The sequence below is a fragment of the bacterium genome, assembly GCA_026398675.1.
Taxonomy (GTDB): Bacteria; RBG-13-66-14; RBG-13-66-14; order RBG-13-66-14; family RBG-13-66-14; genus RBG-13-66-14.
Window position 1 is genome coordinate 1 of record JAPLSK010000261.1, and the last position, 11,368, is coordinate 11,368.

General features: G+C 63.5%; 4 protein-coding genes, 1 tRNA gene and 1 pseudogene. 3 read left to right on the top strand and 3 right to left on the bottom strand.

Features of this window, described 5'->3' with window-relative positions; genetic code table 11:
* A pseudogene (gene glyS / locus NTW26_08115) lies at window positions 1–1,950 on the top strand (glycine--tRNA ligase subunit beta).
* A gap of 153 nt (window positions 1,951–2,103) precedes the next feature.
* Complete coding sequence (locus NTW26_08120; GenBank protein ID MCX7022217.1) at window positions 2,104–7,803, top strand: hypothetical protein; 5,700 nt, start codon at window positions 2,104–2,106, stop codon at window positions 7,801–7,803.
* A gap of 381 nt (window positions 7,804–8,184) precedes the next feature.
* Here NTW26_08120 and NTW26_08125 read toward each other — a convergent pair whose 3' ends face one another.
* The 3 genes from NTW26_08125 to NTW26_08135 form a co-directional block, all read right to left on the bottom strand.
* Window positions 8,185–9,372 carry a hypothetical protein gene (locus NTW26_08125; protein ID MCX7022218.1) on the bottom strand — a complete coding sequence of 396 codons (1,188 nt, stop codon included), beginning with the start codon at window positions 9,370–9,372 and terminating at the stop codon, window positions 8,185–8,187.
* A 269-nt stretch (window positions 9,373–9,641) separates the two neighbouring features.
* Window positions 9,642–9,717 (bottom strand) — tRNA-Phe (locus NTW26_08130).
* A 61-nt stretch (window positions 9,718–9,778) separates the two neighbouring features.
* Window positions 9,779–10,798 (bottom strand): hypothetical protein, encoded by a 1,020-nt coding sequence (locus NTW26_08135; GenBank protein ID MCX7022219.1) that lies wholly within the window; start codon window positions 10,796–10,798, stop codon window positions 9,779–9,781.
* 180 nt (window positions 10,799–10,978) lie between these two features.
* Here NTW26_08135 and NTW26_08140 point away from each other — a divergent pair.
* Window positions 10,979–11,368 (top strand): hypothetical protein (locus NTW26_08140; protein ID MCX7022220.1); only part of this gene is annotated, 390 nt, incomplete at its 3' end.

Consider the following 11,368-nt stretch of genomic DNA (forward strand, 5'->3'; position numbering starts at 1 on the left):
GCCTACGACGGCGAAGGCAACCCCACCGCGGCCGCCATCAGCTTCGCCGCGAAATTCGGCCTCACCGAGGCCGACCTCCGGATAGACCAGACGCCCAAGGGGGCACGGGTGCAGGTGGAGATAACAACGGGCGGAGCCTCCACGGTGGACCTGCTTCCCGACATCGTAAAGGCCCTCGTCACCGAGATGCCGCTGCCCAAGGCCATGCGCTGGGGCGTCGGCGAGGTCCGGTTCCTGCGGCCCATCCGCTGGCTCGTGGCCCTGGCCGACGACGCGGTGTTGCCGCTGGAAATAGGCGAGGTCAAAGCGGGGCGCCGGTCGCGGGGGCACCGTTTCCTGGCCGACCGGGAATTCGAGCTCGCCGACGCCTCTCTGGACGGGTATCTGCGCGCCTGCCGGGAGCACGACCTCATCCTCGACGGCACCACCGTGGACGACGAGGGGAACGTCCAGTCTCCGGGAGAACGGTATTCGTATCTCAAGAAACGTCTGGAAGAGATGCTCTCCGCCCACGGCAACGTGCTTTTCGACGCGGAGCTCCTCCTCAAAGTCACCAACATGGTGGAGCATCCGACCTGCCTGGAGGGCGGGTTCGAGGAACGGTTCCTGGAATTGCCCGAGGTGGTGGTCTCCAGCGTCCTGAAGGAGTACCAGAAGTACTTCTAGGTGCGCGACGCAACGGGTGCGCTCCTGCCGCGTTTCATCGTCGTGCGGGACGGGGGGGACCGCAACGCCGGGGGCGTCGTCGGCGGTCACGAGCGCGTCCTGCGGGCGCGGCTCACCGACGCCGCCTTCTTCTGGGATCTGGGACGGAAGCGTTCCCTCGAATCCCTGACCGAGGAGCTCGCCGACCTCCAGTTCATCCGCGGTCTGGGAAGCTATTCCGACAAACGGAACCGCCTGATCACCCTCGTGCAGTCGGTCAACGCGGAGGGGGTTTGCGACTCCGACCCGACCGTGGCGGGTCATCTCGAACGCGCGGCCTCCCTGGCCAAGCAGGACCTCCTCACCCGTCTCGTCGTCGAGTTCACCGGCCTGCAGGGGCTGATCGGCGGCGAGCTGGCCCGGGCGCAGAAGGAGCCCGAGCCGGTCTGGCGGGCCATCCGTGAGCAGTACCTCCCGAAACGATTTTCGGGCCGGGCGGAGGAGCTGCCGCAAACGGCGACGGGATGCCTCCTGGCGCTCTTGGACCGCTTGGACACCCTGGCGGGGTGCTTCGCCATCGGCCTGTCACCCACCGGCTCGAAGGACCCCTACGGGCTGCGCCGCGCCGCGCGGGGGGTCATCGGCATCGCCGCCGGAGTGGAGGACCACGCCCCCGCGGGATTCAGCCACGCGCGGCTCGATCTTGAACCGCTTCTGCGAATCGCTATCTCGAACTTCGAAGGCGTGACCAAGAAGGCGTTCGACGAGGGCGAGATTTACGCGAAGCTGGTGGCCTTCCTCGCCGACCGCGCCCTCCGCCTGCTCGGAGAGCTGGGTCTGCCGACCGATGCCGTTCGGGCGGCCCTGGAGGCATACCCGACCCGCCCCTGGTACGCCTGGCGCTCGGCCCACTCCCTCGCCCGGGCCAAGGGGGGCGGGGAGTTCGCCGACGTGGCGACCGGTTACAAGCGGGCCTGCAACATCCTCCGCCAGGCCGCAAAGGAATTCGGCCTCACCGAGTTCAAGCCCTTCGATGCGACCAAGCTGGAGCTGGATGAGGAACGCGGGCTGGCGGAGCTATTAACCCGCGAGGAGGCGGGGGTGGCCGCCGCCGTCGGGCGGGGAGACTTCGACGCCGCTTTGGGGAAAATCGCCGGCTTCCGCGAGGCCATTGACCGCTTCTTCGATGAGGTAAAGGTTTTCGCCGACTCCGAGGAGCTCCGCGACAACCGCCTGGCCCTGCTGAACGAGCTGGTGGGCGTTTTCAGCCGTGTGGGTGACCTCTCTTTGATCCAAGCCGAGTAGACTACCCCCTCCCGGAATGTGAAACCTGCGCCGTGGAGGGCCTCTCTGTACCGTCCCGAGAGGGGAACCGGGAACCGCGGAGCGTCGTATCCTGTTTGAGCTTAATATATTCCACCGTTTTCACTCCCCCGATCCCCGCCCGGGAGTTCTCCGTTGCGCCCTGTAGTCCCGGTAATCCTGGCCCTTCTCGCCGTCCTCCTCGTCGTCGGTACACTCCGTGCGAAACCCGACGACGGTTACCGGGTCGAGCGATTCAGCTACCGGGTCAACCCGCCCAAACACCACCCCTACGAAGCGTTCTTCACTCCCGAGCTCGAGAACCCTAGAACCCCCGCCTTCTACGAGGAGCTCGTCCTCGAGCCCGGCGATTACGCCCCACCCACCGCCGAGGAGTTAGGAGAACGGCTCTGGAGCTATAACCGCACCTACGACGCCTTCGGTGACCCCTACCTCTACCCCTTCAACCACGACGAGTGGAGCGAGCGGGTGGCGAATCTCAGGCTCCGCGAACAAACCTACGCCCACGAGGCCGACGAGGGGCTCATCGGCGACATCGCCATAGACTGGCTCGCCACCACCCTGAAAATCACCGGCCGCAAGCTCTTCGTCCTCGGCTACACTTCCAAGACCTACGTTAACCCCCCCGACCCGCTCCTGGTGGGCACCCAGGGCAATTTCAACATGGATCAGGAGACCCAGATCCGGGTCGAGGGGACCATCGCCCAGCGGGTCACCGTCAACGTGGACTACGACGATACCCGGGAGAACGACTCGCGGAACAAGCTGTCCCTCCTCTACACCGGCCGGGAGGACGAGCTCATCCGTCAGGCCGAGCTGGGCGACATCGCCCTCTCCATCCCCGGAACGCGGTTTGTCAGCTACTCGGCGAAGAGCCTTTTCGGGGCCAAGGTCATCGGAGGCTTGGGCGACTGGTTCACCTTCACCCTGATCGGTTCCCGGGAGAAGGGCATCACCGAGGAGGAGGAGTTCACCGGCACGGGTCAGCTCCAGCGGCAGGACTTGAGGGACACGAGCTACTCGGAGCGGCTCTACTACCGGGTGGACACGAACCCGGCCCACTTCGGACAAGAGCTTCAGATAGCCGAATCCCCCATCGACGGAAGCGCCTTAATCGAGATTTACGTTTATTCCTACGGCCACGAGCGCGACCCAACCTACACCTACTACTCCCTCGACGCCCGGATTTACTCGGACGGCGAAGGGGGCAGCCCCACCAACCCGCCCGTTCCCACCGGCGACCCCCCCGTCAGCTCCGATTTCTGGCGCCGGTTGGAGAACGTGCGGGATTTCTACATCAACAAGGCGACCGGCAGGGTCACCTTCACCACCAGCGTCGGCACCACCGATTATGTGGCGATCAAGTACAAGGTGGCCAACCCCTCCAACCCCACCGGCGTCATCTACTCGGTGGGCTACGGCGAAGGTGCGACGGCGGACCCCAAGCTGGTCAAGAGCGGTATTAACAACCCGATATTGACCGACTACATGTACCACGACGTCTACTACCTGGGGGCCATGGGCTTGCAGAACGACTCCGACTTCATCATGGAGATTTTCGACCTCCAGGACCGGGCCAACGACGCCGAGGACTTCGACGGAGACGGCAACACCACGGAACCGCTGGTGCGCGTCTTCGGGCTCACCCGCGCCTCCGACGGCTCCGACGACCGGATCAACATCAACTACATTGACTTCGCCGGCGGCCTCTTGATCTTCCCCGACCGCTACCCCTTCCAGAAGGAGGGTGAGGAGGGCACCGACGAGGACGCCTACGACGAGAGCTACTCCCGGCGCAACCACCGCTACGACATCCACGTGGAGTACCACAGCGCCTCGGCCGTCCGCTTCCTCAAGCCCAACATCATCCCCGGCTCCGAGGAGGTGACGCTGAACGGCCGACGGCTGGTCCGCGACGTTGACTACATCATAGATTACGACTCGGGGTACATCGAATTCCTGGTTCCCGGGGCCGATTCCTCGGACGCCGATCTGAAGATAAAGTACGAGTACAAGCCGCTATTCGGCGAGGCCGGCAAAACGCTGGCCGGAGGCAGGCTGGAATTCAACCTCGACGACGTGATGACCCTCGGGGGGACCTACATCGGCGAGTGGACCGACAAGCCGGTGGATAAGCTGGAGATTCCCGAGCTGCGGTCCATCCCCAGCTCCCACCAGGTGGTGGACGCCGACGCCAGCCTGAACGTGCAGAACCAATTCATGACCGACTTCATCAACCTCCTGCCCTTTATCGAATCGAAGGAAGAATCGGTCATCACCCTCGAAGGCGAGTGGGCCTACAGCTTCTACAACCCGAACCGGGTCGGTCGGGCGCATGTGGATGACATGGAAAGCGCCAACCAGTCCATCTCCTTCCCCGCGGACGGCGACGAGTGGGGCCCGAGCTCCCCGCCGGTCACCGAGGACGGGACCTACGAACAGGCCGACCGGAAGCTCATGAAGGTCGGGGACGAGGAGTGGATTCGCAGCCAGATAAACGGCGAGTGGAACGAGGACGTCGTGCGCGTCCTGGTGTTCGGCGCCGACGAATCGCGGCCGCTGCCCCAGAAAGCGGGTGAGTGGGATTCCGTGTGCCGGATAATATCCCCCAACGGCCTGGACCTCGAGGAGAAGAACCTCAAGTACCTGGAGTTCTACCTCTACCGCCGCGGCGAAATCAACGGCGGCGTGCTGCACTTCGACATCGGTCTCATCAACGAGGACTCGGACGGCGATTACACGGGCTTGGGTTACGAGGGCTACGACACCGAGGACGAGGGGCTGCACGCGGGCATCTCCGACGACCTCTCCGACCCCGGCGAGTTGGACGGACGGCTGAACTACTCGGAGGACGAGCGCGGCTGGACCTTCAACAACTCGGGAGACGGCGGTGAATACGGGGTCGGCGGCGCGTATGACGAAGTCATCATCGGGCGGAACAACTCCCTCTTGAACACCGAGGACCTGGACTTCAACCTCACCCTGGACACCGCCGAACAGCACTTCGGTTACGCCGTCCCCCTGGCGGACATCCCCGAGGAGTACCTGGGGCGCGACCTGGGCAACGGCTGGCTGGCCATCCGCATCCCCCTGGAGACAGACGAGACGCGGCCGGGGGACTATATGCCGCCCCTTTCCAAGATAGTCAAGGCCATGCGCATCTGGATCGAGGCTGATAACGCCGGCGATTTCGGCCCGGACGAGAACACGGCCGTCCTCGTGTACAACCTCCGGCTCACCGGCGTCCGGTGGGAAGCCCCGGTGACCGAGCCCGAAAATCCGATGAATCAATTCGCCGTGGGCACGGTGAACTCCGAGGACAACCAGGACTACGATCCGTTGGAGCAGCGCGAGGACACCCAGGGATTTTTAATCCGCGAACAGGCCCTCGATCTCACGTACAACCTCGTCCGCTGGAACGACTGGGGCTTCGACGGGCGGTTCGGGCGGGGCTACACCCACCCGAGCCCTCGGTTCCACGACACCGGCGAGCCGGACTCCGGCGAGGGGGACGGCATCCTGAACACCGAGGACATGAACCACAACGGCATCCTCGACCCCGGCGAGGACATCGGCTGGTCCGGTTACGACCCGGACCTCACCGGCTCCGGCAATGGGGTGCTGGACACCGAGGACGTCATCCGGGGCTCCACGGCGCAGGAGTTCCTGGAGAGCCGCGACTTCACCACCCACGACCATCTGACCGTATCCATCAACAACCGCAACCGGGACAGAATCGGTGAAGACCTCTTCTTCATCCGCTTCGGCATCGACCCGAACAACTACTACGAGGCGGCGATGCCGCTGGCGGCGCCGGGCTGGAACACGCTGGAAGTGGACTTCACCCGCCTCATCGCCCTCCGGCAGGAGTACGATGCTTTTCCTCCCGAGGAGCGTCCGGCGACCTACACGAGGGACAATCTTACCGTGGCCGGCTCGCCGCAACTGGTCCGCGTGTACGAGGTCGCCTGCGGCGTCCTGACCACAGACCCCATGAGCGGCGCCTTCGATCCGGGAGGGGGACCGGGTCGGGTCTGGGTGAACAACATTGACCTGGAGAATCCGGTGGTGCGAGAGGGGCAGGCCCAGCGGGGGAGGCTCTTCTTGAAGTTCGCCGACGTACTCACCGTGGAGGGCAGCTACCAGAAGGTTGAGGGGGACTTCCAGTCCATCGGGCTCCGGCGCACCGGGGTCACGGCCGAGGACCTGGACGGGGCGGCCACCCTTCAGCTCGGTGCTTTCATGCCCACCGACTGGGGCATCGCCCTGCCGCTAACCGGCTCCATGACCCACTCCACCGTGTCGGTGGAAAACATCGCCGATTACGAGGGCTCTGTCGAGGACCTGGGCCAGACGGTCTCGGACACCGCCAAGGGCAACCTGACCTTCTCGAAGACGGGCTGGCCCACGATCGGATTCGCCTACACCGACTACCGGGGGTTGAACCAGACGGCCCAACGAAACGACCACGAGGAGGCGATGAGCGCCAGCTTCGATTACTCGATAATTTCCGAGCTCTTCTTCGTCCCGACCAAAGTAAACGCCCGGTACCTCTACAAGAAGGACTCCATCGCCTACGAAGAGGAAACGGGGCGGGTGGACACCGTCACCGGAAAGGAAGAGGTCACCACCTCGGTGACCTGGCAGTTCATCCGCGGGCTGTCATTCTCCCCCAACTTCTCCTTCTCGGACACCCGCGACCTCTTGCACGTCGAGCCGGTGAGCTACACGCAGAACTCCGGGCTGATGCTCTCCTTCAGCCGATTCCGTCTGGCTCAGCCGTCGCTGGATTTCGGCACCACCTACTCGGAGCTCTTCAACCCCCCCTTGGGATTCACGGGCGCGACCTACGACGTGAGCGTCAGCAACAACTTCTCGGCCAGCCTGCCCCTCTCCCTGGGAACCCTCATCGAGAAGTGGTTCGGAAGCTGGACGACCAACCTGAACTACACCCTGAGGAGGAGTTCGACCTACGACGAAGTCACCCAAAAACCGCCCCCCGAGTACGTCTGGGGCTGGAACAACATCTGGCACGAGGCCGGCGAGCCCACCTATTCGGGGCGGGGCTACTCCTATCTCATCTCGAACCGCTTCCGCCCGCTGGAGTTCTTCCGCGGTTTCGACGACCCCGAGCTGGCGAGCTACGACGTCCTTCTCGGGGAGATCAAGTACTCCTACTCCACGGACCTATCCGAGGCCTACGGAAGCAGCAGCCGGACCTGGACCGAGGTCTGGCCGGCCGCCGAGCTCACCATCACCGGGCACAAGTACTTCCCCATCTTCGCGGCCCTGTTGCAGCAGTCCACGGTCAAGCTCTCCTTCCAGAAGCAGACGACGAAGTGGATCGGGGTCAGCCTGTCGCGGACGTACACTCCGGGCATCTCCTGGCGCGCCGGCTGGTCGGACGACCTCTCCACCACGCTTTCCTACACCGAGGCCTCGACCATCACCGATGAGAGCGGGTCGGCTTACGGCATCGGCGACACCCACCGGGTCACCAACACTTACAACCCCGGGGCGAGCCTCACCTACGTGGTCGAGCTGCCGGGCTCCTTCCGCGTCCCCTTCCTCGGCGAGGACGTCCCGCTGCGCAACGAGCTGCAGCTCACCGCGAGCTACAACCTGACCATCGTCGAGAACAGCGTCTCCGGGAGCGGCCAGACGCCTCCCGACAACACCACGCGCCACACCGCCTCGCTTACCGGCGGGTACTACCTCACCACCAACATCCACGCCAACCTGACGCTGACCTACGAGGAATTCACCAACAAGACCTCGGTGGGTTACGACTACTCGAGCTTCGACGCCAAGCTGGCCCTGGAGCTGAAGTTCTGACGCGGAGCGGAGGTAGGGAAGCTGGATCGAACATCCGCCCCTACATGTTAGACGTGAATCGCTTATCAACCTCGCAGGCGCCGACCGACGGCGCGCCGTTTAGGTCGGCCCGACAAATTCCCTCCCCCTTTTTGGGAGAGTCACGCCCACGGGCCGGGGTGAGGGTCGGAGTTTACGCGATAGAGCGGCGGGAACTAAAAATCCCCGTCCTACATTTTCCTCTCCCCGTTGGAGAAGCCCGCCTACGGGTCGGGGGGGCAAAATAAAACGGGTGGGGAACCAAATCCCCACCCGTTTGAAACACCAAGTTCGCCAAAGTCGGATTTACGCGCCATAAATAAAGGCGGGGAACCAAGCCCCGCCCGTTTGAAATACCGAGGGCTACCTGAACGACGGAAGGGTCTTGCCGACCAGCGGCTCGGAGAACTCCACCCCGGTGTCGGAGTTGACCTTCTTGCGGATAATCTTGAAGTAGTACTCAGCCGAATCCCAGGTGTAGAACATTATCCAGCCGGAGAGGGTCTGGCCGGGCAGGATGGTCGCCTTATCGGCCAGATAGGTTTTACGCGGATCGCGGGAATCCTTCTGGTCGGACATCATCGGCTCGTCGAAGTTGGTTTCCATGGACTTGTACAGACGGCAGTTCGACAGGTCGAACTCGTAGGGCTCGGGGCCGCCCGGGTACGCGGGATCGTTGCTCCGGTTCGTAATCTCTATGAGAACGAATACCATGTACCTGTACGGCTCGGCGTTGAGCCTGTCGCCGCCGGCCAGCTCGATGGAGGTTTCCCGGGTGGTCGCCGTCACGGTGAGGTCAACGGGGCTGTCTTCGGCGATGTGGCTCGGGATGCTCATGAAGTCCCCGGCGTAATACTGGGAGGCGTAGTCGTCTATGATGAGGGGTTTCAGCTCATCCTCGTACTTGAGATAGGCCCGCTTGGTGAGCTTCTCGGTGTGCATGGTGTCGTTCATGATGTAGAGATAGCCATCAGGCGGAACGGGGCCCTCGAACACCAGACCCTCGGGCGGCTCGGGCCAGCCCATGTACACCGTGTAGGCACAAACCACACGGGTGCCGGTTTCGATGTCCACCTCTTCCTTCAGGGCTTCCTGCACCTTGGCCAGCATCGCCAGGGCCTCCTCCGCATGCTCGCCATGCTCCTCGCCTTGCTCCACTTTGGTCAGGTAAGTCTCGGCCGGGAGGAGGGCCTCATCGAGACCCTTCTTATCGAATTTATCGAACTCGATGGATCCCAGTTGGAACCAGCAGTCGTTGATGCCGTTCAGGACGCGTTCGTTACCGACGCCTTGCTTTTCCAACGTACCCAGTACGGTTTCGAGCGGCAGCGAACCAGGGTCGGCGATGCTCTCGAAGAGGTCGGCATACTCCACCAGGCAAGCCTGCCTGTACTCCTCCAGCGCGGCCTCGTACTCGTATTTCGCGTAGAGCTGGTCACCGGCGCCGCGATGCCCCTCGGTTCGATCCAGGGACAGAAGGTAGACGATGCCGAGGCAGATGATGAAGAGGACGAAGGTGACCAGAACGTTGAGATAGCGCTTCGCGCCCAATTCTACCTCCCGGGGTGAAGTCAACCAGCACCCGGCTTTTGGGCAAGGGGTTTCGCCAGGGGCGTAGCTCGCTTCGCTCGGTTAAACCCCTTGTCTCTACGACTCCGTCGTCCCCCGCGACCGCCACCATCCGACCGAGGCGGTTTTACGTGCCCGTTCGACCCTTGTTCGAGGAAAGGCAAGGGGTTTTGCCAGGGGCATAGCTCGCTTCGCTCGGTTAAACCCCTTGTCTCCTCCCGCCTTATCTCGAAACAGCTCCACCGGGTCAATGGTGGCGGGGCGCGGAGTTGAACCGCGGACACGCGGATTTTCAGTCCGCTGCTCTACCAACTGAGCTACCCCGCCCCGTGGCCTTTTGGGCAGGGCGAGCGTAGCAAGAACGGGCCGGATATGTCAAGGGTCCAGCCTACTCCACGAATTCCAGCCCGCACAGAATCCCGTGGGCCAGACGACCCGCCCCTTCGGGATCAGCCCCGTACGTCTCGGGATCCTGGCAGTTGACGGTGACGTTCACCGTCTCGGTGTACCGGCGCAGGAAGAGGCTCCAACTGTGCCCCATGTAATCGCTCGAATACTCGGCGCAGTAGCTCTCGTCCGCGCCGTAGGCCGCGAGCGCTTCGGGATGAAGGTACCACATGTCGGCGGGGAGGAGGTTCGACCCGTACAGGAAACCCTCCTGCATGTCGGCCCACTGGGTGACGTCGTCGGTGCAGTCGACACAGGTAGTCACCTGGACGCTCCAAGTGTCCGAAGGATCGGCGTAGAAGGCGGTCGTGTCGGCCGAGTCGGTCTGCGACCACCCCTCGGGCAGGGGCACGGCCAGAATACCCTTGGCCGGCGTCACGACCTGGGGCAGTTCCACACCGTCATTTTCGTAGCGCATCCCGGAAAGCTCTTCGGGGGGACCGGGCACCTGAACGAAGAGCGTGGAGACGTTGAAATAGTTGTCGAGGTACACGATCAGCCCCAACTCAGGGTACGACGCCCCGGCCGCTCGCACACCCATGGCTGGACGACCGTAAAGGGCGACCACTTCGGGCCACGTCGTCCCGACGCCCACCCCCTCGGGGGTCGTGATCGTGGGCGGCGGCGATTCCGCCAGACCGCCCAGGGCCAGGCCGATGACGGGGAAGGTCATGGAATCCTTGTCGTACACGCCGATGACGCTGAAGGCGTAGGGACCGTCTTCGAAGAAGTACCAGAATGGGTAGTCCATCTCCTCCGACCCTCCGCCGATGCGGTTGTACATGTCGGAGACCAACTCGCCCAGTTCCAGCTTCCCCACGAACCCCCGACCGGGGGTGAAAGGGGTGTCGCCGAAAAATTCCCAGTAACTCTGGGAACCCTCGGGCATAGGGTAGGGGGCCTCGGCAAGGAGCGTCCCGACCAAGAGAAAAAGCAAGGCCGTGACGGCTTTCCGGACCATGGAGTCTCCTTTGAACATCGGGGAAAAGGGTTTTCTCAATTTTCTGTCATCATAATACCACAACGGCGCCGGAGGCATCCGCTTGCCCCGATACCGCGGATGGGTGTAAACTACACAATGAAAAGCACTTCGCGCGGGGTGTGGGCCGCCTCACGGCGGACGAGAACCCGGGAAACAGATATGGCGGAGAAGGAAGAAAGACGCCTTGATCTGCGCTGGCAGTTCGCCATCCTCGTCGGGCTGCTGGTCGTCATCACCTCGACGGGTCTTACCTGGCTCCTGGTGGCCACCGAGCGGGCGAACCTCTACCAGGAATTCCAAACCTCCCTGGTTGACCAGGGTCGGACTATCGCCCGAATGCTCTCCCCGTCCGCCCTCGACCCCGACGCGGGGGAGGATATCGTGCGGGCGCTGGCGGAGGCCCGGGAGGACAACCCGAACCTCACCGGCGCCTGTTACTTCGACGACCGGGGCGGCATCTACTCGGCCGACGAGGAGATAGTCCCTTTTAACGTCGGGGGAGAGCCGGTGGAGCTGGGAGTCCTCCGGGCGAGGGAAGAGCTCGTCTCC